Source organism: Streptomyces sp. NBC_00442 (assembly GCF_036014195.1).
In the GTDB taxonomy this organism is placed as follows: Bacteria; Actinomycetota; Actinomycetes; order Streptomycetales; family Streptomycetaceae; genus Streptomyces.
The window spans coordinates 5,961,066-5,986,241 of record NZ_CP107918.1 but is presented as its reverse complement, the minus strand read 5'-3'; the positions used below and the strand labels follow the sequence as shown (position 1 = coordinate 5,986,241).

Annotated in this window: 21 protein-coding genes; 11 read left to right on the top strand and 10 right to left on the bottom strand. The window is 70.0% G+C overall.

Annotated elements, in window-relative coordinates; genetic code table 11:
• The first annotated feature begins 39 nt into the window (after positions 1-39).
• Positions 40-303, top strand: coding sequence for a DUF6343 family protein (locus tag OG432_RS26810; RefSeq protein WP_328313529.1), 264 nt, complete (start codon positions 40-42; stop codon positions 301-303).
• Between the two features lie 42 nt (positions 304-345).
• Here OG432_RS26810 and OG432_RS26805 read toward each other — a convergent pair whose 3' ends face one another.
• The 5 genes from OG432_RS26805 to rpsA all read right to left on the bottom strand — a co-directional run bounded on the left by OG432_RS26805 (position 346) and on the right by rpsA (position 4,762).
• Positions 346-756 carry a tetratricopeptide repeat protein gene (locus OG432_RS26805; RefSeq protein WP_328313528.1) on the bottom strand — a complete coding sequence of 137 codons (411 nt, stop codon included), beginning with the start codon at positions 754-756 and terminating at the stop codon, positions 346-348.
• A gap of 97 nt (positions 757-853) precedes the next feature.
• Positions 854-1,240 (bottom strand): DUF3592 domain-containing protein, encoded by a 387-nt coding sequence (locus OG432_RS26800; RefSeq protein ID WP_328313527.1) that lies wholly within the window; start codon positions 1,238-1,240, stop codon positions 854-856.
• Between the two features lie 275 nt (positions 1,241-1,515).
• Positions 1,516-2,115 carry a dephospho-CoA kinase gene (coaE, locus tag OG432_RS26795; RefSeq protein ID WP_328313526.1) on the bottom strand — a complete coding sequence of 200 codons (600 nt, stop codon included), beginning with the start codon at positions 2,113-2,115 and terminating at the stop codon, positions 1,516-1,518.
• A 22-nt stretch (positions 2,116-2,137) separates the two neighbouring features.
• Positions 2,138-3,019: a PAC2 family protein gene (locus OG432_RS26790; protein WP_443058610.1), complete on the bottom strand. Its 882-nt coding sequence runs from the start codon at positions 3,017-3,019 to the stop codon at positions 2,138-2,140.
• Between the two features lie 243 nt (positions 3,020-3,262).
• The gene (gene rpsA, locus OG432_RS26785; RefSeq protein ID WP_053729297.1) at positions 3,263-4,762 is read right to left on the bottom strand and encodes a 30S ribosomal protein S1; all 1,500 of its coding nucleotides are present in this window, start codon (positions 4,760-4,762) and stop codon (positions 3,263-3,265) included.
• Between the two features lie 375 nt (positions 4,763-5,137).
• Between rpsA and OG432_RS26780 the strand changes: the two genes are divergently transcribed.
• Positions 5,138-5,986 carry a class I SAM-dependent methyltransferase gene (locus OG432_RS26780; RefSeq protein WP_328313524.1) on the top strand — a complete coding sequence of 283 codons (849 nt, stop codon included), beginning with the start codon at positions 5,138-5,140 and terminating at the stop codon, positions 5,984-5,986.
• Between the two features lie 171 nt (positions 5,987-6,157).
• On the top strand, positions 6,158-8,662 hold the full coding sequence (gene hrpB, locus OG432_RS26775) for an ATP-dependent helicase HrpB (protein ID WP_328313523.1): 2,505 nt from the start codon (positions 6,158-6,160) through the stop codon (positions 8,660-8,662).
• On the opposite strand, the gene OG432_RS26770 is transcribed toward hrpB, so the two are convergent.
• The 4 genes from OG432_RS26770 to polA form a co-directional block, all read right to left on the bottom strand.
• Positions 8,652-9,647 carry a DUF3068 domain-containing protein gene (locus OG432_RS26770; RefSeq protein ID WP_328313522.1) on the bottom strand — a complete coding sequence of 332 codons (996 nt, stop codon included), beginning with the start codon at positions 9,645-9,647 and terminating at the stop codon, positions 8,652-8,654. The genes hrpB and OG432_RS26770 overlap by 11 nt on opposite strands.
• A gap of 35 nt (positions 9,648-9,682) precedes the next feature.
• The gene (locus OG432_RS26765; RefSeq protein ID WP_107090671.1) at positions 9,683-9,838 is read right to left on the bottom strand and encodes an SPW_0924 family protein; all 156 of its coding nucleotides are present in this window, start codon (positions 9,836-9,838) and stop codon (positions 9,683-9,685) included.
• A gap of 137 nt (positions 9,839-9,975) precedes the next feature.
• Positions 9,976-11,748, bottom strand: a complete 1,773-nt coding sequence (locus tag OG432_RS26760; protein WP_328313521.1) for a lytic transglycosylase domain-containing protein — start codon at positions 11,746-11,748, stop codon at positions 9,976-9,978.
• Positions 11,749-12,014: 266 nt separating this feature from the next.
• Positions 12,015-14,726 carry a DNA polymerase I gene (gene polA, locus OG432_RS26755; protein WP_328313520.1) on the bottom strand — a complete coding sequence of 904 codons (2,712 nt, stop codon included), beginning with the start codon at positions 14,724-14,726 and terminating at the stop codon, positions 12,015-12,017.
• 126 nt (positions 14,727-14,852) lie between these two features.
• Between polA and OG432_RS26750 the strand changes: the two genes are divergently transcribed.
• The 8 genes from OG432_RS26750 to OG432_RS26715 all read left to right on the top strand — a co-directional run bounded on the left by OG432_RS26750 (position 14,853) and on the right by OG432_RS26715 (position 24,413).
• Entirely contained in the window at positions 14,853-17,150 is a 2,298-nt protein-coding gene (locus tag OG432_RS26750; protein ID WP_328313519.1) for an FdhF/YdeP family oxidoreductase, read from the top strand.
• Positions 17,151-17,267: 117 nt separating this feature from the next.
• Entirely contained in the window at positions 17,268-17,735 is a 468-nt protein-coding gene (locus tag OG432_RS26745; RefSeq protein WP_328313518.1) for a PaaI family thioesterase, read from the top strand.
• A 104-nt stretch (positions 17,736-17,839) separates the two neighbouring features.
• The gene (locus OG432_RS26740) at positions 17,840-18,367 is read left to right on the top strand and encodes a hypothetical protein (RefSeq protein WP_328313517.1); all 528 of its coding nucleotides are present in this window, start codon (positions 17,840-17,842) and stop codon (positions 18,365-18,367) included.
• Positions 18,368-18,778: 411 nt separating this feature from the next.
• On the top strand, positions 18,779-19,996 hold the full coding sequence (locus tag OG432_RS26735) for a branched-chain amino acid ABC transporter substrate-binding protein (protein WP_328315249.1): 1,218 nt from the start codon (positions 18,779-18,781) through the stop codon (positions 19,994-19,996).
• A gap of 100 nt (positions 19,997-20,096) precedes the next feature.
• Positions 20,097-21,026: a branched-chain amino acid ABC transporter permease gene (locus OG432_RS26730; protein WP_328313516.1), complete on the top strand. Its 930-nt coding sequence runs from the start codon at positions 20,097-20,099 to the stop codon at positions 21,024-21,026.
• Between the two features lie 5 nt (positions 21,027-21,031).
• Entirely contained in the window at positions 21,032-22,834 is a 1,803-nt protein-coding gene (locus OG432_RS26725) for a branched-chain amino acid ABC transporter permease (protein WP_328313515.1), read from the top strand.
• A gap of 5 nt (positions 22,835-22,839) precedes the next feature.
• Positions 22,840-23,700, top strand: coding sequence for an ABC transporter ATP-binding protein (locus tag OG432_RS26720; RefSeq protein ID WP_443058608.1), 861 nt, complete (start codon positions 22,840-22,842; stop codon positions 23,698-23,700).
• A complete protein-coding gene (locus OG432_RS26715) occupies positions 23,697-24,413 on the top strand; it encodes an ABC transporter ATP-binding protein (RefSeq protein WP_328313513.1) in 717 nt (238 codons plus the stop codon). Before OG432_RS26720 ends, OG432_RS26715 begins: the two co-directional genes overlap by 4 nt.
• 82 nt (positions 24,414-24,495) lie before the next feature.
• Here the strand turns inward: OG432_RS26715 and OG432_RS26710 are convergent, their stop codons facing one another.
• Complete coding sequence (locus tag OG432_RS26710; protein ID WP_328313512.1) at positions 24,496-25,149, bottom strand: ANTAR domain-containing response regulator; 654 nt, start codon at positions 25,147-25,149, stop codon at positions 24,496-24,498.
• Positions 25,150-25,176: the final 27 nt, after the last annotated feature.

Sequence of the window (25,176 nt, the reverse complement as noted above, 5' to 3'; positions counted from 1 at the left end):
GGGACCCCAGCGGGTACACCTCTAGGGAGGCGATGCACCATGCCGCGCACGGGTAACGAACCGATCACCGCCCGCAGCCCCCTGCGGATGCGGCTCTGGCTGAGCGTCTGGGGCCTGATCTGGGCCGTCGGAGGCACGGTGGGGTTCGCCGTCGAGGGACGGCCCGGGTGGATGGCCGCCTGTGCGGTGCTGGCCGCCGTGATCGTCGTCGACCTCGTCATGATCGTTCGCCATATGCGGCAGGGCCCGCACTATCAGCCGGGCCGCGACATCCCTCCGTACGAGCCGCCGCGCACCCGCTGACGCGGCGCCTGACGTGACGCCGCTCGCGCGCCTTCCGTGCGGCTACTCCGCCTCGTCCTCGAACCGCGCCGCCGCCAGATAGTCCGGCTTGGGATCGAGGGCCGCCGCGAGGCGGAAGTGGCGCTTGGCCTGGTCGGGGCGGGCCTGGCGCTCGTAGGTGCGGGCCAGCGCGAAGTGGGCGAAGGCATTGTCCGGCTCGCGCTCCAGGACCAGCTGGAACTCCATTTCCGCGGCACGGAGTTGGGCCGACGCGAAGAAGGCGCGCGCCCTGAGCAGGCGGGCCGCGGTGTTCTCGGGGTGGGCCGCGACGACCGAGTCGAGAAGCTTGACGGCACCGCGCGGATCCCGGGCTGCCAGGAGCTGCTCGGCGGCGCGGAAGTCGATGACGTGCGTCTCGGGGGTGTTCTCGCCCACGTGCCTTTCCTTTCCCTCGCTGCGCGATGTCAACGCCATGCCCGGCTGCGGTATTCCGTATGCGTGCCGAAGCAGGCAGTCGAAGCCGGTGGCGGCGCGGCATGCGCACCGAAGGCGGTGGCAGCGGGCGCGCGGCTCAGAGCGCGGCCGCTGCCAGGGCCAGTCCCAGCAGCACGATGGCCGCGCCGGAGGCCACGAACGCCCGGTCCACGACGGTGCGTTCGCGGCCCAGCACGACGACGGTGCGCGGATCCTCCGGGTCGTAGGACACCCGGACGCCGGAGCCGGCGGGGAGCGGTTCGCGGCGGCTGGGCGGGACGGGCGAGGGAAGTTCGAGGACATCGCCGTCGGCGGTCTCGAACTGCAGGAGGGGGCGCTCGGAGCCCTGTGGAGCGGGCTTCACCAGCGCCCACGCGAGCGCGCCGGCCCGCTCGACGCGCCGGGTCTCCCGTAGCCCGTACGCCCCGGCGAGCAGTGCCACCAGGCCGCCGAGGACAGTGAAACCCGCCAGTACGAAGAGCACAGTCCGGATCGTAGGCCGCGCGGCCCCGGACGGCGGGCCAAGCGCGGGAAACCCAGCATGATGAGGGAATCCCCGCGATCCGGATGCGCGCCGGTTCGGGAGTGCGCGCCGTGTGCGCTCCCCCGGCCCGGCGGACGAGCGCGCCGTGTACGCTCCGCCCGGCCCTGCGGGCGCCGCACCCATGGCCACGGGCCTCGGTTGGCCGCGCCGCTCTTGGACCCCGCCGCAGCAGACCACGCCGCACGCGGACCTACCGGGCTCGCGGCTCGGGCTCCTCAGCTTTCGGCGCGCTCCACCAGTTCGGCCCAGACCTTCCGCACCTGTGGTTCAAGGGCCGCAAGGGCGCCGTCGTTGTCGATGACGAGGTCGGCGACGGCCAGCCGCTGGGCCCGGTCCGCCTGGGCGGCCATGCGGGCGCGGGCTTCGTCGGACGTCATGCCACGCAGGCGCACGAGCCGGTCGAGCTGGGTCTCGGGTGATGCGTCGACGACGACGACCAGGTCGTACAGGGCCGCGAGACCGTTCTCCGTGAGGAGCGGCACGTCGTGGATGACCACCGAGTCGGGGCCCGCGGTCGATTCGAGCGCCGCCGACCGCGCGCCGACCAACGGATGCACGATCTTGTTCAGGGTCGCGAGCTTCTCGGGGTCGGAGAAGACGATGCCGCCCAGCTTGGGGCGGTCGAGCGTGCCGTCCGCGGAGAGGATGGCGGGGCCGAAGGCCTCGACCACCGCCGTCAGGCCCGGCGTTCCGGGCTCGACGACCTCCCGCGCGATCCTGTCCGCGTCGATCAGTACGGCTCCGTAGGAGACGAGGAGCCGTGACACTTCGCTCTTGCCGGCGCCGATACCGCCGGTCAGGCCCACCTTCAGCATGGCCGAAGCTTAGGCGCCGCCGCTACAGGTCGCCCTCCCGCTCGGCGAGAAAGCGTTCGAACTCCATGCCCAGCTCCTCCGCGGAGGGGAGGTCCGCCGGTTCGGCGACCAGGTTGCCGCGCGATTCGGCGCCCGCCACCGCGTCGTACTGGTGCTCAAGTCCCTGTACCAGGCTGACCAGTTCCTCGTCGCCCTCGCCGATCTGGCGCTCGATTTCGGTCTGGGTGCGCTGCGCCTCCGTACGGAGGCCGTGCGCGACGCTCGGCAGGACGAGGCCCGTGGCGGCGGTGACGGCTTCGAGGGCGGTCAGCGCCGCGTCCGGGTAGGACGAGCGCGCCACGTAGTGCGGGACGTGTGCGGCGACGCCCAGGACGTCGTGGCCGGCCTCCATCAGGCGGTACTCGATCAGGGACTCGGCGCTGCCCGGGACCTGTGCCTCGTCGAACGGCGAACGGTGGCCCGGCATCAGGTCCGTGCGGTTGCCGTGCGGGGTGAGGCCCACGGGCCGCGTGTGCGGTACGCCCATCGGGATGCCGTGGAAGTTGACCGCCAGTCGGACGCCGAGGCGCTCGACGATCTGCCGGACGGCGAGCGCGAAGCGCTCCCACTCGACGTCCGGCTCGGGGCCCGACATCAGCAGGAAGGGCGCGCCCGTGGCGTCCTGCACCAGACGGACTTCCAGCGAGGGGATCTCGAAGTCGGTCCAGCGGTCGCGCCGGAACGTGAGCAGTGGGCGGCGGGCGCGGTAGTCCACGAGCCGGTCGTGGTCGAACCGGGCCACCACCTGGTGGGGCAGTGTGTCGAGCAGCTTCTCGACGATCTGCTCGCCGGTCTCACCCGCGTCGATGTAGCCGTCGAAGTGGTACAGCATGACCAGGCCGGCCGACTCCTGCGCGAGCGCCATGTCGACGACGGCGAGGCCCTTCGGCTCCCATTCGTACAAATCCTGCGGATCAAGCACGATTACCGCTCCTCCTCGTGTTCACCTGGAAGAACGACCGTCGGGTCCGGGGCATTCCCGCGACGCGCCGCTTTCACCGAAACCGGCGCGGGGCGGGGCGAGTTGACCCCGGACATGAAGCAAGGCCCGCTCCCCGGAGGGGGAGCGGGCCTTGCTTTCAGCTATCTACCAGCCGGGGTCGGAGCGTCAGCTCTGGCCGCCCGCCAGCTTCTCGCGCAGGGCAGCCAGCGCCTCGTCCGACGCCAGGGCGCCGGAGTTGTCGTCCGACTCCGAGGAGTACGAACCGCCGGAGACGCCCGCCGGGGCACCGGCCGGGGCGGCAGCACCCTCGGCAGCGGCGGCCTCGTCGGCCTCGCGGGACTTGATGACCTGGGCCTGGTGCTGCTCGAAGCGCGACTGCGCCTCGGCGTACTGGCCCTCCCACGCCTCGCGCTGGGTCTCGTAGCCCTCGAGCCAGTCGTTGGTCTCGGGGTCGAAGCCCTCGGGGTAGATGTAGTTGCCCTGGTCGTCGTAGGACGCGGCCATGCCGTACAGGGTCGGGTCGAACTCGACCGACGCCGGGTCGGCACCGAAGGACTCGTTGGCCTGCTTCAGGGACAGCGAGATCCGGCGACGCTCGAGGTCGATGTCGATGACCTTGACGAAGATCTCGTCGTTGACCTGGACGACCTGCTCCGGGATCTCGACGTGGCGCTCGGCCAGCTCGGAGATGTGGACCAGGCCCTCGATGCCCTCGTCGACGCGCACGAACGCACCGAACGGAACGAGCTTGGTGACCTTACCGGGGACGACCTGCCCGATCTGGTGCGTACGGGCGAACTGCTGCCACGGGTCTTCCTGCGTCGCCTTCAGCGACAGGGAGACACGCTCGCGGTCCATGTCGACGTCGAGGACCTCGACGGTGACTTCCTGGCCGACCTCGACAACCTCGGACGGGTGGTCGATGTGCTTCCAGGACAGCTCGGAGACGTGAACGAGACCGTCGACGCCACCCAGGTCCACGAACGCACCGAAGTTGACGATCGAGGAGACGACGCCGGAGCGGACCTGACCCTTCTGCAGGGTGGTGAGGAACGTCTGGCGAACCTCGGACTGGGTCTGCTCGAGCCAGGCGCGGCGGGACAGGACCACGTTGTTGCGGTTCTTGTCCAGCTCGATGATCTTCGCCTCGAGCTCCTTGCCCACGTAGGGCTGGAGGTCGCGGACGCGGCGCATCTCGACGAGGGAAGCCGGCAGGAAGCCACGGAGGCCGATGTCGAGGATGAGACCACCCTTGACGACCTCGATGACGGTACCGGTGACGATGCCGTCTTCTTCCTTGATCTTCTCGATCGTGCCCCAGGCACGCTCGTACTGAGCGCGCTTCTTGGACAGGATCAGACGGCCTTCCTTGTCCTCCTTCTGGAGAACCAGGGCCTCGATCTCGTCGCCGACCTTGACGACCTCGTTCGGGTCGACGTCGTGCTTGATCGAGAGCTCACGGCTCGGGATCACGCCTTCGGTCTTGTAACCGATGTCGAGCAGGACCTCGTCCCGGTCGACCTTCACGATGACGCCGTCGACGATGTCGCCGTCGTTGAAGTACTTGATCGTCTCGTCGATCGCGGCGAGGAAGGCTTCCTCGTTACCGATGTCGTTGACCGCTACCTGCGGAGTGGTAGAGGTGGTCTCGGTGCTGCTCGTCATGTGGGAAAGGGCTCCGGTTACGGACAGAAAGTCGTAGGTACTGCCACGCCGTAAGCCCGTATCGCCTCTGCAGAAGCCGGACAGCCAGGGAAGCACCGATCCGGGTCGGTCCGGATGGTGCCTCGACAAACCGAGGGGACATGCAACAGATGGAGGCGCGCCTGCTAGGTCTGAGGTGCGCAGGCTCGCAGCGCAACTTGTAGCATACGGGGGCAGCCGGACAGGGTCAATGCGCGAAGGCGCACACCCGGGGCGGATCCGCGCAATCCCGGCACAACTAAGGTTCCCCGAGGCCACGATGGGCTCCGGGAACCTCTTTCGAGGGCCTTCGCGAACACGAGGTCGCGTTCCGCGCAAACTACAACGACGGGCACGATGAGCCAAGAGATCCATGCGTACGAGTCCGAGAACTCCGGAAACGCAGCCGGTTTCGAGCCGGAGGCGACGCGTCGTGCCGCGAGCGACACGGAGAGCAGCCGGGCCAGCCGCGGCTGGTGGGACCGCAACGCCGACGAGTACCAGACCGATCACGGGGCGTTCCTCGGCGACGACCGCTTCGTGTGGGGCCCCGAGGGCGTGGACGAGGCGGACGTCCAGCTCCTGGGCCCCACGGAGTCCCTGAAGGGGCTCGACGTCCTGGAGATCGGCGCGGGCGCCGCCCAGTGTTCGCGGTGGCTCGCCGCCCAGGGCGCCCGCCCGGTGGCACTCGACCTCTCGCACCGCCAGCTCCAGCACGCGCTGCGCATCGACGGGGGCACGTTCGGCCTGGTGGAGGCGGACGCGGGCGCGCTGCCCTTCGCGGACGGCTCCTTCGACCTGGCGTGCTCGGCCTACGGCGCGGTCCCCTTCGTGGCGGACCCCGTGAAGGTCTTCCGCGAGGTGCGCCGGGTACTGCGGCCCGGCGGTCGCTGGGTCTTCTCCGTCACGCATCCCATCCGCTGGGCGTTCCCCGACGAGCCCGGCCCCGAGGGCCTGTCCGTCGCGGCCTCCTATTTCGACCGGACGCCCTACGTCGAGCAGGACGAGAGCGGTCGCGCCGTCTATGTGGAGCATCACCGCACGCTCGGCGACCGGGTGCGGGACGTGGTCGCGGGCGGCTTCCACCTGAAGGACCTCGTCGAGCCGGAATGGCCGGCCTGGAACTCCCAGGAGTGGGGCGGCTGGTCCCCGCTCCGGGGCAATCTGATCCCCGGGACCGCGATCTTCGTGTGCGTACGGGCCTGACGCGGGCCCCGTCCGACCCGCACGTGCCCCACGCGCACGGGCCCGACGCGGCGCTCCCGAACCGGGCGTGGACGCCGCCCGACCCGCACACACCCGGTATTGGTCATACAAGCCCACCGTCTCTGTGGACAGAGCGCCGCACGGCCCGGCGGGACGTACGACACTGAGCGCATGATCCGAACCGACGCACTCGACGCCCTCCCCGTCAGCGAGGCCGTGCCCGAGCTGCTCGCCGCGCTCGACGGGCACGGGACGGCCGTGCTGTGCGCTCCGCCCGGCACAGGCAAGACCACCCTGGTACCGCTGGTTCTCGCAGGGCTGGTGGGCGGCGGCCCCGCGCGACGGGTCGTGGTGGCCGAGCCCCGCCGCATAGCGGCCAGGGCGGCCGCGCGCCGGATGGCGTGGCTGCTCGGCGAGCGGACGGGCGGACGGGTCGGGTTCACCGTGCGCGGCGAGCGGTCGGTGGGACCCGGCACCGTCGTCGAGGTCGTCACCACCGGCGTGCTCCTCCAACGCCTGCAGCGCGACCAGGAGTTGGCGGGCGTCGATGTCGTCGTCCTCGACGAATGCCACGAGCGCCACCTGGACGCGGACACGGTCGCCGCCTTCCTTCTCGACGTACGGGCGGCGCTCCGGCCCGAGCTGCGCCTGGTGGCGGCGTCCGCGACGACGGACGCCGGGGGCTGGTCCGAGCTGCTGGGCGACGCCCCGGTCGTCGAGGCGGCCGGGGTGGCCCACCCGGTGGAGGTGGTGTGGGCGCCGCCCGCCCAGCCGGTCCGCCCGCCGCACGGCATGCGGGTGGACCCCGCGCTGCTCTCCCATGTGGCCTCCACGGTGCGCCGGGCGCTGTCGGAGCGGGACGGCGATGTGCTCTGCTTCCTGCCCGGGGTGGGTGAAATCGGCCGTGTGGCACGGCAGTTGGGCGATCTGCCCGGCATCGAGGTCCTCCAGGTCCACGGCCGCGCTCCGGCGTCGGTGCAGGACGCGGTGCTCGCCGGGTCGGTCGGACGGCGCGTCGTTCTCGCGACCTCGGTCGCCGAGTCGTCGCTGACCGTCCCGGGGGTGCGGGTGGTCGTGGACTGCGGCCTGGCCCGCGAACCGCGGGTCGACCATGCCCGGGGGCTCGGCGCGCTGACCACGGTCCGGGCCTCGCGGGCGGCGGCCCGCCAGCGCGCGGGCCGGGCCGGGCGCGAGGCCCCGGGTGCGGTCTACCGCTGCTGGACCGAGGCGGAGAACAGCCGGCTTCCCCGCTTCCCGGCCCCCGAGATCAAGGTCGCCGACCTTGCCGCCTTCGCCCTGCAGGCCGCTTGCTGGGGCGACCCGTCGGCCGAAGACCTCGCCCTGCTTGACGCGCCGCCCGCGGGCGCGATGGCCGCGGCCCGAGCCGTCCTTGCGGCGATCGGGGCGGTCGACGAGCAGGGCCGCGCCACCGACCGGGGCGCCAGGATGTCCCGGCTGGGACTGCACCCCCGGCTCGCTCGGGCCCTCCTCGACGGCGCTTCGGAGGTCGGCGGGAGGCGGGCCGCCGAGGTGGTGGCGCTGCTCAGCGAGGAGCCGCCGCGGGAGTACGGGGACGATCTGGCGGCGGCATGGCGCACCGCCCGCCGTGGCGGGGACGGGTATGCGGCGCGCTGGCTCCAGGAGGTGCGGCGTCTGACTTCCGCTGCCGGGAGCCGCGCGGAGAGTGCTTGCGCGCGGGGTTCCGACGAGAGCGCCGCCGGGCTGGTCGCGGCGCTGGCGTTTCCCGAACGGGTGGCGCGGGCGCGCGGGGGCGGCTCGTTCCTGATGGTGTCCGGGACGGGCGCGGAGGTGGCCGGCGGGTCGGGTCTGGCCGGCGCCGCTTGGCTCGCGGTGTCCGTCGCCAACCGGCCGGTGCAGGCGGCGTCGGCCCGGGTACGGCTCGCCGCCGTCGTCGACGAGGGGACCGCCCGGTTCGCGGCGGGGCATCTGCTGGCCGAGGGCGAGGAGGTGCACTGGGAGGACGGAGACGTCGTGGCCCGCCGGGTGGCCAGGCTCGGCGCGGTCGAGTTGTCCGTACGCCCCTTGAGGAATCCGGACGCCGCGCTCGTGAGGGGCGCCCTGCTCGACGGGCTCGCGCGGGACGGGCTCGGGCTTCTGCGCTGGACCCGTGACGCGGAGAACCTGCGCGAGCGGCTCGCCTTCCTGCACCGGGTACGGGGCCGGCCCTGGCCGGATGTCGCCGACACGGCACTGCTCGCCCAAGCAGACGCGTGGCTCGAACCCGAGCTGTCCCGGGCCCGGCGCCGGGCCGACCTGGGCCGCATCGAGGCCGGCGCGGCCCTCAACCGGCTGCTGCCGTGGGCGGGCGGGGAGGCGGCGCGCCTGGACGAGCTGGCCCCGGAGCGGATCCAGGTGCCCAGCGGGTCACGGATACGGGTGGAGTACGGGGGCGAACAGCCCGTCCTCGCCGTCAAGTTGCAGGAGATGTTCGGCCTGGACGGCACGCCGGAGGTGGCCGGGGTGCCCGTCCTGGTCCATCTGCTCTCCCCCGCGGGCCGCCCGGCCGCCGTCACCGCCGACCTCGCGAACTTCTGGCGCGAGGGGTACCGGGCCGTGCGGGCCGAGTTGCGCGGCCGCTATCCCAAGCATCCGTGGCCGGAGGATCCGACCCGGGCGCAGGCGACGCGGTTCACCACGGCGCGGCTCAGGTCATGACGGGTTCGAGCGGTTGCGTCGCGTCGGGAGCCGGGCCGCCGGGGCGCCTGCCGCGTGCCTCCAGCCAGAGGGAGAGCGCGAGCAGGGCCAGGGCGAGTCCGAGGAACCCCCAGGGCAGATAGGAGGTGAGCAGCAGGACCAGGGTGCGGTTCTTCTTCACCAGGTCGACGGTGTAACGGACGTAGTCGTCGCGCATCTTGACGTCGCCGGCGAACACGGTGACCTTGTCGCGGCCACCGAGGAGGGTGCCGCCGCGCATCTCCTCCTTGTTGATCTCCTCACCGTTGACCGGAGCGCCGGTGACCGGGTCGATCCAGAACTTGCGGGTGGTGGTGTACCAGAGGGAGGTGCCGGTGGTCTTCTCCAGCGTGCTGGAGTCGATGCCGGGCAGCGGCATCTTCTTCGGGTAGGGCACTTTAGTCCAGGGGATGGTCTGCTCGAAGTAGTAGACGTCGAGTCCGTGGAACTTCTGGGTGCCCTGGTAGTGGATGGGCGCGGAGGTGCGGGCCTGGAAGTCGAAGTACTCGTAGTCCCGCTTCTCGGTCAGGAACGGCCACTTGAACTCGATGCCCTTGCGCTGGACGGCGTCGCCGTCGACCATCTCGCCGGTGGCGTGGACGGGTGCCTGGGTGTGCGCGTCGAAGATGTAGCGCTCGGGTATCTGGGAGACCATCTTGCCGTCGGGTCCCTGCACATAGGAGAGGGTGTCCCACACGACGACGTCCTTGCCGGCGCTCTTCTCTATCTCCTTGGCCGCCTCCACGTTGCCCTTGAGCGTCTGGACGACCGTCACCTTGGGCACCGTCCTGGACTGCATGGTGGCGTAGTCGATGAGGGTGGCGTTCTTCGCTTCGAGGACCGCTTCCTGGTACTGGCTCGGCGGGATCTTCGCCAGCCGTGGGAAGGCGTACCAGCGCAGCAGGGGTGAGAGGGCGGCGAAGAACACGGCAAGGGCGAGCAGGACGAGACCGGCTTTGCGTCGCATGGACCTGCTCTCCCTCAACTGGCTCTGGGACATCGCTACTTGGTCTGGGTGATCTTCCCGGGGGCGCTGGGCACGGTGGTGAGCAGGGGCTTCGGTGAAGTCTTGCCCTCGGGGGCGCCGATGGCCGAGACGGTCAGGACGAGGGCGAGGGCGGCGGCAAGACCGATCGCGGCGGCTATCAGGGCGCGCATGCTCGGCCTCCACAAACTGATGGGTCGTCAGGAGTGGGCACCGTAGCAACGCACGGCCGAGATGAGAACACGTCGAACAGCCCCTCTGCCGCGGGGCGGCGAAGGGGCTGCTGGACAAGCGGGGACCGGGAGGCCCGTCAGGAGGCGGCGGCCACCTTGAGTTCGACGGTGATCGTGGCGCCGCCCTCGGTGGTGACGCGCAGCAGGAACGTGCCGCTCTCGCCGTCCGCGTACATCTTGGGCAGGGCAAGCACGCCCTTGTCGTCGGTCTTCAGATCCTTCAGCTCGCGGACCGGGTTGCCCTTGGCGTCCTTGAAGTACGGGCCCTTGTCGTTGACCTTGGGGTCGTTGCTCTTGGGGTCGTTGCTCTTGGGGTCGTTGGTCTTCGGCGCGGCCTTCGGGTCGGCGCCCGCGGCCGGGGTCGCGATCATGGTGGCGGAGGCCGCGACACCGGAGGCCGCGGCGCCCTTGTAGGTCGCCTTGAGCGACACGACGTCCGCGAACTCGGCGCCGGGAGCCGCCGTCAGCGCCTTCGTGTCGCCGCGGGTGAGCACGTCGGCCTGGCGGGCGACGACGGTCGCCTTCCACTCGACGGCGGGCACGGAGGACGTGACGACCGTGGCGCGCACGGTGAACGTGCCGGTCTTCTCACCGGCCTTCAACGCCGGGGCCGCCACGGTGCCGTCGGCCGCGGTGGGCACGGACGCGGTGGTCGCGCCGCCGGCGAAGCGGGTGTCGGTGTCGCCGACGATCTCGAACTTCACGGTCGCCTGCGCCATCGCCTTGCCGGAGTCGTCCTTGACGCGCACCGTCGGCTGCCCGGAGAACGCGCCGCCGGCGAACGCCGTCAGCTCCTTGGTGCCCGCGTTCTCCAGCGTCTTGGCCCTCGGCACCGGCGTCGGTGTGCCCTCGCCGCCGCCCGGCTTGGTGGGCGTGACCGGCGGCTTGGCCGGCGGAGCGGTCGGCGTCGCGGGTGACGTCGGCTTGGTCGTGGGCTTGGAGCCCGGCTTCGAGCCCGGCTTGGTCGCCGGGGTGCTCGGCGGCGCCGACGGCGTCGACCGCTTGCCGGCGTTCTGGTCGCTGCGGCCGCTCGGCAGCGAGCCCGTGCCGTCGGGAACCTCGTGGGTGCCGCGCCGGTAGAAGTCGAACCACGTCGTGACCGTCGTCAGGTACTCCTGCGACTGGTTGTAGCTCAGGATCGCCTTGTCGAGATCGGCCTTGACCGCGAGGTCGCGACCGTTGCCGCACAGGTAGAAGCCGGCGGCGAGCGCGGCGTCGTACACGTTGTTCGGGTCGTTGACACCGTCGCCGTTGCCGTCCCGGCCGGAGTGCGCCCAGGTCGACGGGATGAACTGCATCGGCCCGACCGCCCGGTCGTGCACCTTGTCACCGTCGTACACGCCGCCATCGGTGTCGCTGATGTTGGCGAACCCGGCGCCGTTGAGCACCGGGCCGAGGATCGGGGTGAGCGTGGTGCCGTTGGCATTGACCCGGCCGCCGTTGGCGTGGCCCGACTCGACCTTGCCGATGCCGCCGAGCAGCTGCCAGGGAAGGTGGCAGTCGGGCCTGTCGCGCGCGAGGGCCGCCTGCGCCTTCTGGTACGCGTCGAGCACCGTCGCCGGTATGCCCTGCTGGTCACCGGCGGGGAGCTGACCGATCGGCGGGGCCGAGGCGTTCGGCGGCGGCGTCGGCGACACCAGGGGCGGAAGGTCGGTGTAGTACGGGGAGTTGCCCGAGGCCGGGGCGTCGGGCGCCGGGGTCGGCGTCACGTCCGAGGCCGCCTGGTCGGTCGGGTTGCTCGCGTGCACGACCCCCGGCGCCTGCGATGCGGAAAGCGCCGCCACCGCCAGCGCGGCCACCGCCGTGGTGCCCGCTCCCTTGCGCAGTCGTCGGCCCATGTGCGGTGCCATACGTCAAGTCCCTCCCCGGTACTCGAATGTTCGCGCTCCCCGGCGCTGCATGAACTCAGGTGACCCTACGGCAACCTGCTGTGCCGCGGCACCGCTGTCCGACCGGTTTTCACTGATTCGCCATGTGCCCGTACCGACGCATGACAGCCGGGCGGCGACTGCCATCCAACGGCTCACCGCTAACGGACGGCTAACGCGAGGGGCCGCGGCCGGGGGAACACTCCCACCGGCCGCGGCCCCATGAAGCCGAACCCCCGCCCGCCTCGTCAGTGGGCCGCGGACTCCCAGTCGTCGCCCGAGCCCACCGACACGTCCAGCGGGGCGCGCAGCTGCACCGCTCCCGCCATCTCGCGGCGGACCAGGGCCTCGACCCGCTCGCGCTCCCCCGGTGCGACTTCCAGGACGATTTCGTCGTGGACCTGGAGCAGCAGACGGGAAGTGAGGCCCGCTTCGGTCAGGGCGCGGTCCACGTTCAGCATCGCGACCTTCACGATGTCGGCCGCCGTGCCCTGGATCGGGGCGTTGAGAGCCATCCGCTCGGCCATCTCGCGGCGCTGGCGGTTGTCGCTGTTGAGGTCGGGCAGGTAGCGGCGCCGGCCCAGCATCGTCTCCGTGTAGCCCGTCGCGCGGGCTTCCTCGACGGCGCGCTGCAGATACTCCCGTACGCCGCCGAAGCGCTCGAAGAACGTGTCCATCAGGCCGCGCGCCTCGCCGGCCTCGATGTTCAGCTGCTGCGAGAGACCGAAGGCGGACAGACCGTACGCCAGGCCGTACGACATCGCCTTGATCTTGCGCCGCATCTCCGGGTCGACCTGGGACTTGGCGACGCCGAAGACCTGGGAGGCGACCGTGGTGTGCAGGTCCTCGCCGGAGGTGAACGCCTCGATCAGGCCCGCGTCCTCCGACAGGTGGGCCATCACGCGCAGTTCGATCTGGCTGTAGTCCGCGGTGAGCAGCGACTCGTAGCCTTCGCCGACCACGAAGCCCCGCCTGATCGCACGGCCCTCGTCGGTGCGGACGGGAATGTTCTGCAGGTTGGGATCGGTGGAGGAGAGACGGCCGGTCGCGGCGACGGTCTGGTTGAACGTGGTGTGGATGCGGCCGTCCGCCGCGATCGTCTTGACCAGGCCTTCGACGGTGACGCGCAGCTTCGCCTGTTCGCGGTGGCGCAGCATGACGACGGGCAGTTCGTGCTCGGTCTGGGCGGCGAGCCAGGCCAGCGCGTCGGCGTCGGTGGTGTAGCCGGTCTTGGTCTTCTTCGTCTTGGGCAGCGCCAGTTCACCGAAGAGGACTTCCTGGAGCTGCTTGGGCGAGCCCAGGTTGAACTCGTGACCCACCGAGGCGTGCGCCTCCTTCACGGCCTGCTGGACCGCGCCGGCGAACTGCTGCTCCATCGCTTCCAGGTGGGCGCGGTCGGCGGCGATGCCGTACCGCTCCATACGGGCCAGGAGGAGGGAGGTGGGCAGCTCCACGTCGTGCAGCAGGTCGGCGGCGCCGACTTCCTTGAGCCGCTCGGTGAACGCACCGCCCAGGTCGAGGACGGCGCGCGCCTGCGTCATCAGGGCGGCTGCCTCCGCCTCGTCGTCCGCGCCGAACGCGAGCTGTCCGTCGGCGGCGCCGGCCGGGGCCAGCTCTCGGCCCAAGTACTCCACCGACAGGGCGTCCAGGGCGAAGGAGCGGCGGCCGGGCTTGACGAGGTAGGCGGCGAGCGCGGTGTCCATGGTGACGCCGGCGATGCTCCAGCCGTGCTCGGGGAAGACCCGCATGGCGGCCTTGGCGTTGTGCATGATCTTGGGCTGGGCGGCGTCGGCCATCCAGGCGGCGAAGGCCCGCTCGTCGCTCTCGTCGATCAGCGCCGGGTCGAACCAGCCGGCCGCCCCGTCCGCCGCGGCCAGCGCGATCTCCGTGACGCTTCCGGTGCCGAGCGCCCAGGTGTCGACGGTGGCCACGCCGAGCGGCTGCCCACCGTGCTCGGCCAGCCACGGAGCGAGCTCGCCCGCGCCCAGAACCGTGCCGTCGACGTCGACGCCCGCGGCCGGCTCGGGGGCCTGGGCCTCGCCCGCGCCCGGGTCGACGGCGAGGAGGCGCTCGCGCAGCGACGGATTGCGGATCTCCAGGACATCGAGGACGCCGGTCACCGCGGCACGGTCGTAGGCGGCGCGCTCCAGCTCGGCCGGGCCCTTGGGCAGCTCGACGTCCTTGACCATCTCGGTGAGGCGGCGGTTGAGCTTGACCGCGTCGAGGTGGTCGCGGAAGTTCTGCCCTGCCTTGCCCTTGACCTCTTCGGCTCGCTCGACGAGCTCCGCGAACGAACCGAACTGGTTGATCCACTTCGCGGCGGTCTTCTCACCGACGCCGGGGATGCCCGGCAGGTTGTCGGACGGGTCGCCGCGCAGGGCCGCGAAGTCCGGGTACTGCGCCGGGGTCAGGCCGTACTTCTCCTCGACCTTCGCCGGGGTGAACCGGGTCAGCTCGGAGACGCCCTTGGTGGGATAGAGGACGGTGACGTGGTCGGAGACCAGCTGGAAGGAGTCGCGGTCGCCGGTGACGATCAGGACCTCGAAGCCGGCCGCCTCGGCCTGGGTGGCCAGGGTGGCGATGATGTCGTCCGCCTCGAAGCCGTCGGTGGCGAAGCGGTCGACGTGCATCGCGTCGAGCAGCTCGCCGATCAGCTCGACCTGGCCCTTGAACTCGTCGGGCGTCTTCGAGCGGTTCGCCTTGTACTCGGGGAACTCCGTGGAGCGCCACGTCTTGCGGGACACGTCGAACGCCACCGCGAAATGCGTGGGTGCCTCGTCACGCAGGGTGTTCGCGAGCATGGACATGAAGCCGTAGACCGCGTTGGTCGGCTGGCCCGTCGCGGTTGTGAAGTTCTCCGCGGGCAGCGCGAAGAACGCCCGGTACGCCAGGGAGTGCCCGTCCATGAGGAGCAGGCGCGGTCGGGGGTCCGGGGTCTTCTTCGATGCTGTCTCAGCCATGACCCCGATCCTGCCACGCCCCACTGACAATCCTGGCCAGTCCCGGTCCGGGCCCTTCGCTGTCAGCGGTGCGTGACAGGATCGGAGGCGTACGCATCTCGTGTCCGCTCGAAGGGGAGCAGCGCCATGGCCAGCAAGCCGCCCGCAGGTGATCCGGTCCAGGACGCGCCGCAGGTCGCCGCGCCCAAGCACGCCGCCGCCGGGCTCCCCGCCATCGGTCACACCCTGCTCATGGCCCAGCAGCAGATGGGCGTGCGCCGCACGGCGCAGACCCTCCTCAAGGTCAACCAGAAGGACGGCTTCGACTGCCCCGGCTGCGCCTGGCCGGAGGGCGACAAGCGGCACACGGCGGAATTCTGCGAGAACGGCGCGAAGGCGGTCGCCGAGGAGGCCACGCTGCGCCGCGTCACGCCCGACTTCTTCGCCGCGCACCCCCTCGCCGACCTCGCCACGCGCAGTGGGTACTGGCTGGGCCAGCAGGGCCGCATCACCCAGCCGATGTATCTGCCCGAGGGCGCCGACCGGTACGAGGCCGTCGCCTGGGAGCGGGCCTTCGAGATCATCGCCGAGGAGCTCACCGCGCTCGCCTCCCCCGACGAGGCGCTCTTCTACACCTCGGGCCGCACCAGCAACGAAGCCGCGTTCCTGCTCCAGCTCTTCGCCCGCGAGTTCGGCACCAACAACCTGCCGGACTGCTCCAACATGTGCCACGAGTCGTCCGGTTCGGCGCTCACCGAGACCATCGGCATCGGCAAGGGCAGCGTCTCCCTCGAAGACCTCCACCAGGCCGACCTCATCGTGGTCGCCGGGCAGAACCCGGGCACCAACCATCCCCGGATGCTGTCCGCCCTGGAGAAGGCGAAGCACGCCGGCGCCAAGATCATCTCCGTGAATCCGCTGCCGGAGGCGGGCCTGGAGAAGTTCAAGAACCCGCAGACCCCGCAGGGCATGATCAAGGGCGCCGCCCTCACCGACCTGTTCCTGCAGATCCGCATCGGCGGCGACCAGGCCCTGTTCCGTCTCCTCAACAAGCTGATCCTGGAGACCGAGGGCGCCGTCGACGAGCTGTTCGTCCGCGAACACACCCACGGCTTCGAGGAGTTCAGGGCCGCCGCGCGCGAAGCCGACTGGGAGCCCGCCCTGGCCGCGACCGGCCTGAGCCGCGCCGAGATCGAGCGGGCCCTGGCGATGGTCCTCGCCTCCAAGCGCACCATCGTGTGCTGGGCCATGGGCCTGACCCAGCACAACCACTCCGTGCCGACCATCCGCGAGGTCGTCAACTTCCTTCTCCTGCGCGGCAACATCGGCCGTCCCGGTGCCGGGGTCTGCCCGGTGCGCGGCCACTCCAACGTGCAGGGCGACCGCACCATGGGCATCTTCGAGCGGCCCGCCCCAGCCTTCCTCGACGCCCTGGAGAAGGAATTCGGCTTCGCCCCGCCCCGCCACCACGGCTACGACGTCGTGCGGTCCATCGAGGCGCTGCGCGACGGCAGGGCGAAGGTGTTCTTCGCCATGGGCGGCAACTTCGTGAGCGCCACCCCCGACACCGACGTCACCGAGGCCGCCATGCGCCGGGCCTCGCTCACCGTGCACGTCTCGACCAAGCTCAACCGCTCGCACGCGGTGACCGGCCGGCGCGCCCTGATCCTGCCCACCCTGGGGCGCACCGACAAGGACGTGCAAAAGAGCGGCCGGCAGTTCGTGACGGTGGAGGACTCCATGGCCATGGTGCACGCCTCCCGCGGCAACCTCACCCCCGCCGGCCGCCACCTGCTGTCCGAGCCGGCCATCGTGGCCCGCATGGCGCGGGCCACCCTGGGCGCCGCCTCGGTGATCGACTGGGCGGAGTTCGAGCAGGACTACGCCACGATCCGCGACCGCATCGCGCGGGTCGTTCCCGGCTTCGAGGACTTCAACGCCAAGGTCGCCCATCCCGGCGGCTTCCAGCTGCCGCACGCCCCGCGCGACGAGCGGCGCTTCCCCACCGCCACCGGCAAGGCCAACTTCACGGCAGCGCCCGTCGAGTTCCCCGAGCTGCCCGAGGGCCGGCTGCTGCTCCAGACCCTGCGCTCGCACGACCAGTACAACACCACCATCTACGGCCTCGACGACCGCTACCGCGGCATCAAGGGCGGCCGCCGCGTCGTCATGGTCAACCCCGCCGACGCGGCCGCACTGGGCCTGGCCGACGGGGCGTACACGGATCTCGTGAGCGAGTGGAAGGACGGCGTGGAGCGGCGCGCGCCGGGCTTCCGCGTCGTGCACTACCCGACGGCGCGGGGTTGCGCCGCCGCCTACTATCCCGAGACCAACGTCCTGGTCCCCCTCGGCTCCACGGCCGACGTCAGCAACACCCCGGCCAGCAAGTCGGTGGTGGTGCGCTTCGAGCCCGCGGCGCGGGACGGCGTCACGGCCGGGGAATGAGAGCCGCGCCCTAAGCGTTTGCTCAGCCATCTGGTATGACGGTGCGGACAGTTATGACGGTGCGCGCAGCGCAGCAACCGCAGACGAGCAGTAACGCAGATGAACGGAGCCGGGCCCATGGGCGAGCAGAGCAGCGTGAAGTTCCCGCAGGAAGTCGTCGACGAATACGCGGCCCTCGGCGTCGACCTCCATGCGATGTTCTCCGCCGGCCATCTGGGCACCCGCATGGGCGTGCAGATCATCGAGGCCTCCGCCGAGCGTGTCGTGGGCACCATGCCCGTCGAGGGCAACACCCAGCCGTACGGCCTGCTGCACGGCGGCGCCTCCGCGGTCCTGGCCGAGACGCTGGGTTCGGTGGGCTCGATGCTGCACGGCGGGATCAGCAAGGTCGCGGTCGGGGTGGACCTGAACTGCACCCACCACCGCGGGGTGAAGAGCGGCCTGGTCACCGGGGTCGCCACCCCCGTGCACCGCGGCCGCTCGACGGCCACGTACGAGATCGTCATCACCGACGAGCAGGACAAGCGGGTCTGCTCGGCCCGGCTGACGTGCCTGCTGCGCGACGCCGACGGCCTGAAGGGCTGACCCTGCGCGAGAACGCACCGGATCATCCAACTCCGGTTCATGGCCGGTGAGTTGACCGCTCACCGGCCATTGTCACGTCGCGGACCGCGTTCTAACGTCGTGTCATGAGGACCCGAGCGGGGCGGCGGGCGCGGGTACAGCCACGGGTACGGACGCGGGCCTGGGCACGCATACCGGCACGGGCGCGGCCGGCCCTCGCGGGAGCGCTCGCCCTGTCGGCCGCACTCGCGGGGTGCTCGTCCACCGCCACCCCCTCCCCGCACGGCGCCGCGTCCCCGCCCCCGCCCTCCTCCTCCTCCTCCTCCTCCTCCGACTCGCCGTCCCCGCACGCCACTTCACCTGCGGAGCTCTGTACCCACCTGATCGTCTACTGGGCGGAACAGGAGCTGGACCAGGGCAAGGGATCCGGCCTCGACTATCAGGAGAAGGGCCTGTCCGACGGGCAGAACGAGATCCTCCTGACCACACTGGCCGCCGCACGCCAAGAGCGCGCGGCGCACGGCGGGGCCGCCGCCGACCGGCTCATCGAGGAGCGTGCGCAGCACGGTTGCGCCGAGCGCTATCGCAACGGCGCCCCGACGACGGACCCTTGGGCGCAGACGAAGCTGCCCACCCCATCCGCATCTTCGTAACGCTGCGTAACGAACGACCGGGAGGCCGAGGGCACCTTCCGGCCAATGAGCGGCCCCTTCCCGGCCAGCGACCGGCTTCCGGACACCCGGAGGCCTGTCAGCACCATGATCCCCTCAAGCCCCTTAGCGGAACTGGGCGTTCTCATCATGCGAGAAATCCCAGTGTCCCGAAATGTACAAATTGACCGCCCTGTGCCATCAAGGTTTGGCCTTGGCATAACAAGAAAGTCACATCCTGTCCCGGCCGCTCCCCACCCTCCCCGGCTGCGCTTAGAGTCACGGCCAGTCACCGCGCCGCCGGGTGCGACTGCTGCACGGCCCCTCACGACCCAGTACGGCCCGGCGACCGACACGGCACCTCGCCACGAGGAGGCCGCGCCAGGGAAAGGACCCACCGTGCGACACCGTTCCTTGCTCATCCTCACTACAGTGCTCACCACAGGCGCACTCACGCTCACCGCCTGTGGTTCGCGCGACAAAAGCGGCGGCGACGACAGCAGCGGCAAGAAGCAGACCGTCGTCATCGGCGTAGACGCACCCCTCACGGGTGACCTGTCCGCCCTCGGCCTCGGCATCAAGAACTCCGCCGACCTCGCCGCCCAGACGGCGAACAAGCAGAACCTCGTCCCCGGCGTCGAGTTCAAGACCCAGCCGCTCGACGACCAGGCCCAGCCCTCCGTCGGCCAGCAGAACGCCACCAAGTTCATCGGCGACAAGAGCGTCGTCGGCGTCGTCGGCCCGCTCAACTCCAGCGTCTCGCAGTCCATGCAGAAACCGCTCAACGACGCCGGCCTCACCCAGATATCCCCCGCCAACACGGGCACCGAGCTGACCCAGGGCGACGGCTGGAAGACCGGCACGAAGAAGCGCCCCTACAAGACCTTCTTCCGCACCGCCACCACCGACCAGGTCCAGGGCGCCTTCGCCGCCAAGTACCTGTTCAACGACGCCAAGCTCGACTCGGTCTACCTCATCGACGACCAGAAGACCTACGGCGCCGGCCTCGCCGCGTCCTTCAAGGACACCTTCACCAAGCTCGGCGGCAAGATCGTCGGAAGCGACCACATCAACCCCGACGACCGCGACTTCAACGCCATCGTCGCCAAGGTCAAGGCCACCGGCGCCAAGGCCCTCTACTACGGCGGCGAATACCCCGCCGCCGGCCCCCTGTCCCAGCAGCTCAAGGACAGCGGCACCAACATCCCGCTCATGGGCGGCGACGGCATCTACAGCGCCGACTTCATCAAGCTCAACAAGAAGGCGGCGGGCGACCTCGCCACCTCCGTCGGCAAGCCCGTCGAACAGCTCGACTCCGCGAAGACCTTCATCGCCAACTACAAGGGCGCCGGCTACAAGGACGCCTACGAGGCCTACGGGGGCGGCACCTACGACGCCACCTGGGCGATCATCGAAGCCGTCAAGGCCGTCGTCGCCGGCAACAGCGGCAAGGTCCCCGACAGCGACCTGCGCGCCAAGGTCCTCGACGCCGTCGGCAAGGTCAAGTTCGACGGAGTCACCGGCCCCGTCTCCTTCGACGAATACGGCGACACCACCAACACCATGATGACCGCCTACAAGGTCACCGACGGCGCCTGGAAGCCCGAGCTCAGCGAGGCCTACAAGCCGTAACCCGGCGAATCCCGCCACGCCGCAACCCAAGGACCGCGCGGGAGCGCCACCAGCGCTCCCGCGCGGTGCCATATCCGCTCACATTCACGGAGGCCCCGCGGTGCACGAACTGCCGCAACAGCTGGCCAATGGACTCATCCTCGGCGCGATGTACGGACTGATCGCGATCGGCTACACGATGGTCTACGGCATTGTCCAGCTCATCAACTTCGCCCACGGCGAGATATTCATGGTCGGGGGCTTCGGGGCCCTCACCGTCTTCCTCGCCCTCCCGGCGGGCTTCTCCCTCCTCGCCGCCATCCCGCTCATGATCATCGGCGGCGTCATCGTCTCCGTACTCGTCGCCACCGCGGCCGAGCGCTTCGCCTACCGGCCCCTGCGGGGCGCACCCCGCCTCGCCCCGCTCATCACCGCGATCGGCCTCTCCCTCGCCCTCCAGCAGGCCGTGTGGAAGTGGTACCCGGACGCCAAGAAGGACCGTTCCTTCCCCCAGTTCGACGGCAGCCCCTTCCACGTCCTCGGCGCCAACATCCAGCGCGGCGACCTCTTCATCCTGATCGCCGCCCCCGTCTGCATGATCGCCCTCGGCATCTACGTCAACAAGACCCGCACCGGCCGCGGCATGCAGGCCACCGCCCAGGACCCCGACACCGCCAAGCTCATGGGCATCAACACCGACCGCATCATCGTCATGGCCTTCGCCATCGGCGCCGCGTTCGCCGCCGTCGCCGCCGTCGGCTACGGCCTCCACAACGGCCAAGTCGGCTTCCGCATGGGCTTCATCATGGGCCTCAAAGCCTTCACCGCAGCCGTACTCGGCGGCATCGGCAACATCTACGGAGCCATGCTCGGCGGCATCGTCCTCGGACTCGCCGAAGCACTCGCCGTCGGCTACATCGGCAACATCCCCAGCATGGAACTCTTCGGCGGCGGCGCCTGGAAGGACGTATGGGCCTTCGTCCTCCTCATCGTCGTCCTCCTCGTGCGGCCCCAAGGCCTGCTCGGCGAACGCGTCGCGGACAGGGCGTGATCACCATGACAACCACCACCCCCAGCACCCCCGCCGCCGACAGCGCGGCCCCCCTCATCCCGCTGCCCGCCACCCTCGCCCGGCACACCGTCACCGCCGGCGCCGCCATCGCCCTCATCGGCACCTTCCTGGCGTGGACCTGGACCAGCGACTTCCCCGGCGACCTCACCGTCACCGGCTACCCCGGCGGCCTCCAACTCCTCACCCTCACCACCGCAGCCCTCACCATCCTCTTCGCCCTCTCCACCTACGGCGTCCCAGGACTGCGCTGGCTCACCCCCGCCGCCACCAACGCCCCCCTCCGCCTCCTCGCCCTCGCCACCTTCGGCACCACCGGCTACACCCTCGGCGCGATATCCAGCGACCTCGGCGGCATCGTCAACCTCGAACCCGGCGCCTACGTCTCCGGCATCGGCTCCCTCATCGCCCTCATCGCCGCCTTCGCCCTCCCCGGCGACACCCCCGCCACCGACACCACCGGCGACAACGCCTGGCAGCGCATCCGGCACACCCTCGCCGCCCCCAGCCCCCGCCCCGCCCAGGCGATCCCCGACTGGGCCGGCATCCTCATCATCGTCGCCGCCTTCGCCATAGGCCTGTACGTCTTCGCCTACGGCATCGACACCGCCTACACCGAACTGTTCATCGGCTTCCTCATCACCGCCGTGTTCACGTTCGCCGCCATCACCCAGGCAGGCCTCCTCGCCCGCCTCTCCGCACTCACCGCACACCACCGCACCGTCACCCTCAGCGCCGCCTTCGTCGCCGCGATCTGCTTCCCCTTCACACAGTCCAGCGACGAATACGCCCTCATCGGCGCCAACATCCTCATCTTCGCCACCGTCGCCCTCGGCCTCAACGTCGTCGTCGGCCTCGCCGGCCTCCTCGACCTCGGCTACGTCGCCTTCCTCGGCGTCGGCGCCTACGCCGCGGCCCTCGTCTCCGGCGCCAGCACCTCCAGCCTCGGCGTCCACTTCCCCTTCTGGGCCGCCCTCCTCGTCGGCGCCGGCGCATCCCTCGTCTTCGGCGTCCTCATCGGCGCACCCACCCTGCGCCTGCGCGGCGACTACCTCGCCATCGTCACCCTCGGCTTCGGCGAGATCTTCCGCATCACCATGAACAACCTCAACGGGAACAGCGGACCCAACGTCACCAACGGCTCCCGCGGCATCCCCGCCATCCCCGACATCACGATCTTCGGATACGACCTCGGCATCAGCCACGACGTCGCCGGCTTCACCCTCGGCAAACCCGGCAACTACTACCTCCTGATGCTCGTCATCACCCTCGTCGTCGTCACCGTCTTCCGACGCAGCGCCGACTCCCGCATCGGCCGCGCCTGGGTCGCCATCCGCGAAGACGAAACCGCCGCCACCGCCATGGGCATCAACGGCTTCCGCGTCAAACTCATCGCCTTCGCACTCGGCGCCACCCTCGCCGGACTCGCCGGCACCGTACAAGGCCACCTCACCAGCACCGTCACCCCCGAGCAATACCAATTCGCCGGCTCCGTACCCCCCAACTCCGCCTTCCTCCTCGCCGCCGTCATCCTCGGCGGCATGGGAACCATGAGCGGACCCCTCATCGGCGCGGCCCTGCTCTACCTCATCCCGGCCAAACTCCAATTCATGCAGGACTACCAGCTCCTCCTCTTCGGAATAGCCCTCATCGTCCTCATGCGCCTGCGCCCCGAAGGCATCGTCGCCGACCGCAGGAAAAAGCTCGAATTCCGCGAGACCGGCCAACTCGACACACCAGAAACCAGCCTCACCGACACACCCGTCGGCGTCACCAAGGCGGGGGCGTGACCAGCATGACCACCACGACCGACACCGTCCTCCACGCCAGCGGCGTCACCATGCGCTTCGGCGGCCTCACCGCCGTACACAACGTCGACCTCACCGTCAACAGCGGAGAAATCGTCGGCCTCATCGGCCCCAACGGCGCAGGCAAAACCACCTTCTTCAACTGCCTCACCGGCCTGTACGTCCCCACCGAAGGAAAAGTGACCTACAAAGGCACCACTCTTCCCCCCAAACCCCACCTCGTCACCCAAGCCGGCGTCGCCCGCACCTTCCAGAACATCCGCCTCTTCCCCAACATGACCGTCCTGGAAAACGTCCTCGTCGGCCGCCACACCCGCACCAAAGAAGGCCTCTGGTCCGCACTACTGCGCCTCCCCGGATTCAAAAAAGCCGAAGACGCATCCCGCGAACGAGCCATGGAACTCCTCGAGTTCACCGGCCTCGCCGCAAAAGCCGACCACCTCAGCCGCAACCTCCCCTACGGCGAACAACGCAAGCTCGAAATCGCCCGCGCACTCGCCAGCGAACCCGGACTCCTCCTCCTCGACGAGCCCACCGCCGGCATGAACCCCCAAGAAACCCGCGCCGCCGAAGAACTCATCTTCGCCATCCGCGACCAAGGCATCGCCGTCCTCGTCATCGAACACGACATGCGGTTCATCATGAACCTCTGCGACCGCGTCTCCGTCCTCGTCCAAGGCCAAAAACTCCTCGAAGGCACCCCCGACGTCGTCCAGGCCGACGAACGCGTCATCGCCGCCTACCTCGGCACCCCCTTCGAAGGCGCACCCGGAGACGAGGAACTCGCCGAAGTAGAAGCAGCCGAAACGGCGCAGAGCACCACCCGCACCGAAGGAGACACCCCGTGACCGCACTCCTCGAAGTCGAGGACCTCCGGGTCGCCTACGGCAAAATCGAAGCCGTCAAAGGCATCTCCTTCAGCGTCGAAGCAGGACAAGTCGTCACCCTCATCGGCACCAACGGCGCCGGAAAAACCACCACCCTGCGCACCCTCTCCGGCCTCCTCGAACCCCTCGCCGGAAGCATCACCTTCGACGGCAAACCCCTCAAAAACGTCCCCGCACACAAAATCGTCGCCCTCGGAATGGCCCACTCCCCCGAAGGCCGCCACATATTCCCCCGCATGACCATCGAGGACAACCTCCGTCTCGGCGCCTACCTCCGCGACGACAAAGCAGGCATCGAAAAAGACATCCAGCGCGCCTACGACCTCTTCCCCATTCTCGGAGAACGCCGCAAACAAGCAGCCGGCACCCTCTCCGGCGGCGAACAACAGATGCTCGCCATGGGCCGCGCCCTCATGTCCCAGCCCAAATTGCTGATGCTGGACGAACCCTCCATGGGCCTCTCCCCGATCATGATGCAGAAAATCATGGCCACCATCACCGAACTCAAAGCACAAGGCACCACCATCCTGCTCGTCGAACAGAACGCCCAAGCCGCGCTCTCCCTCGCCGACCACGGCCACGTCATGGAAATCGGCAAAATCGTCCTCTCCGGAACCGGACAGGACCTCCTCCACGACGAATCAGTCCGCAAGGCCTACCTCGGCGAAGACTGAACCCCGGCAGACAAAAGTGGCCCGCACCCGGATTCGCCCGGGTGCGGGCCACTCACGAACGCGTACGCGTAAGACAGCGGGGCTACTCCCCCTTCGCCGCCTTCTTCTCCTCGGCGTCCTCAATAACCGCCTCGGCCACCTGCTGCATCGACATGCGACGATCCATCGACGTCTTCTGAATCCACCGGAACGCCGCCGGCTCCGACAACCCGTACTGCGTCTGCAACACCGACTTCGCCCGGTCCACCAGCTTCCGCGTCTCCAGACGCTGCGAAAGGTCCGCGACCTCCCGCTCCAACGCCTTCAACTCCGTGAACCGCGACACCGCCATCTCGATCGCCGGCACCACATCGCTCTTCGAGAACGGCTTCACCAGATACGCCATCGCACCCGCGTCCCGCGCCCGCTCCACCAGATCCCGCTGACTGAACGCCGTCAGCATCAACACCGGCGCGATCGACTCCTTCGCGATCAGCTCCGCCGCCGAGATCCCGTCCAGAACCGGCATCTTCACATCCAGGATCACCAGGTCCGGCTGGTGCTCCCGGGCGAGCTCGACGGCCTTCTGCCCGTCACCGGCCTCACCGACGACCGCGTAGCCCTCTTCTTCGAGCATCTCTTTGAGATCGAGGCGGATGAGGGCCTCGTCCTCGGCGATGACGACGCGGGTCGTCAACGGGGGGACGTGCGACGCGTCGTCGTCTGCGGTGGGCTGGGGCGACTCGGGGGCGGTCACGGGGGCTCCTTGGTAAAGGCAGGGTGC

Coding starts and splice junctions, on each gene's coding strand:
- OG432_RS26810 (WP_328313529.1), top strand. CDS start 40: ATGCCGCGCACGGGTAACGAACCGATCACCGCCCGCAGCCCCCTGCGG.
- OG432_RS26805 (WP_328313528.1), bottom strand. CDS start 756: ATGGCGTTGACATCGCGCAGCGAGGGAAAGGAAAGGCACGTGGGCGAG.
- coaE (WP_328313526.1), bottom strand. CDS start 2,115: ATGCTGAAGGTGGGCCTGACCGGCGGTATCGGCGCCGGCAAGAGCGAA.
- OG432_RS26790 (WP_443058610.1), bottom strand. CDS start 3,019: ATGGCGCTCGCGCAGGAGTCGGCCGGCCTGGTCATGCTGTACCACTTC.
- rpsA (WP_053729297.1), bottom strand. CDS start 4,762: ATGACGAGCAGCACCGAGACCACCTCTACCACTCCGCAGGTAGCGGTC.
- OG432_RS26780 (WP_328313524.1), top strand. CDS start 5,138: ATGAGCCAAGAGATCCATGCGTACGAGTCCGAGAACTCCGGAAACGCA.
- hrpB (WP_328313523.1), top strand. CDS start 6,158: ATGATCCGAACCGACGCACTCGACGCCCTCCCCGTCAGCGAGGCCGTG.
- OG432_RS26770 (WP_328313522.1), bottom strand. CDS start 9,647: ATGCGACGCAAAGCCGGTCTCGTCCTGCTCGCCCTTGCCGTGTTCTTC.
- OG432_RS26765 (WP_107090671.1), bottom strand. CDS start 9,838: ATGCGCGCCCTGATAGCCGCCGCGATCGGTCTTGCCGCCGCCCTCGCC.
- OG432_RS26760 (WP_328313521.1), bottom strand. CDS start 11,748: ATGGCACCGCACATGGGCCGACGACTGCGCAAGGGAGCGGGCACCACG.
- polA (WP_328313520.1), bottom strand. CDS start 14,726: ATGGCTGAGACAGCATCGAAGAAGACCCCGGACCCCCGACCGCGCCTG.
- OG432_RS26750 (WP_328313519.1), top strand. CDS start 14,853: ATGGCCAGCAAGCCGCCCGCAGGTGATCCGGTCCAGGACGCGCCGCAG.
- OG432_RS26745 (WP_328313518.1), top strand. CDS start 17,268: ATGGGCGAGCAGAGCAGCGTGAAGTTCCCGCAGGAAGTCGTCGACGAA.
- OG432_RS26740 (WP_328313517.1), top strand. CDS start 17,840: ATGAGGACCCGAGCGGGGCGGCGGGCGCGGGTACAGCCACGGGTACGG.
- OG432_RS26725 (WP_328313515.1), top strand. CDS start 21,032: ATGACAACCACCACCCCCAGCACCCCCGCCGCCGACAGCGCGGCCCCC.
- OG432_RS26720 (WP_443058608.1), top strand. CDS start 22,840: ATGACCACCACGACCGACACCGTCCTCCACGCCAGCGGCGTCACCATG.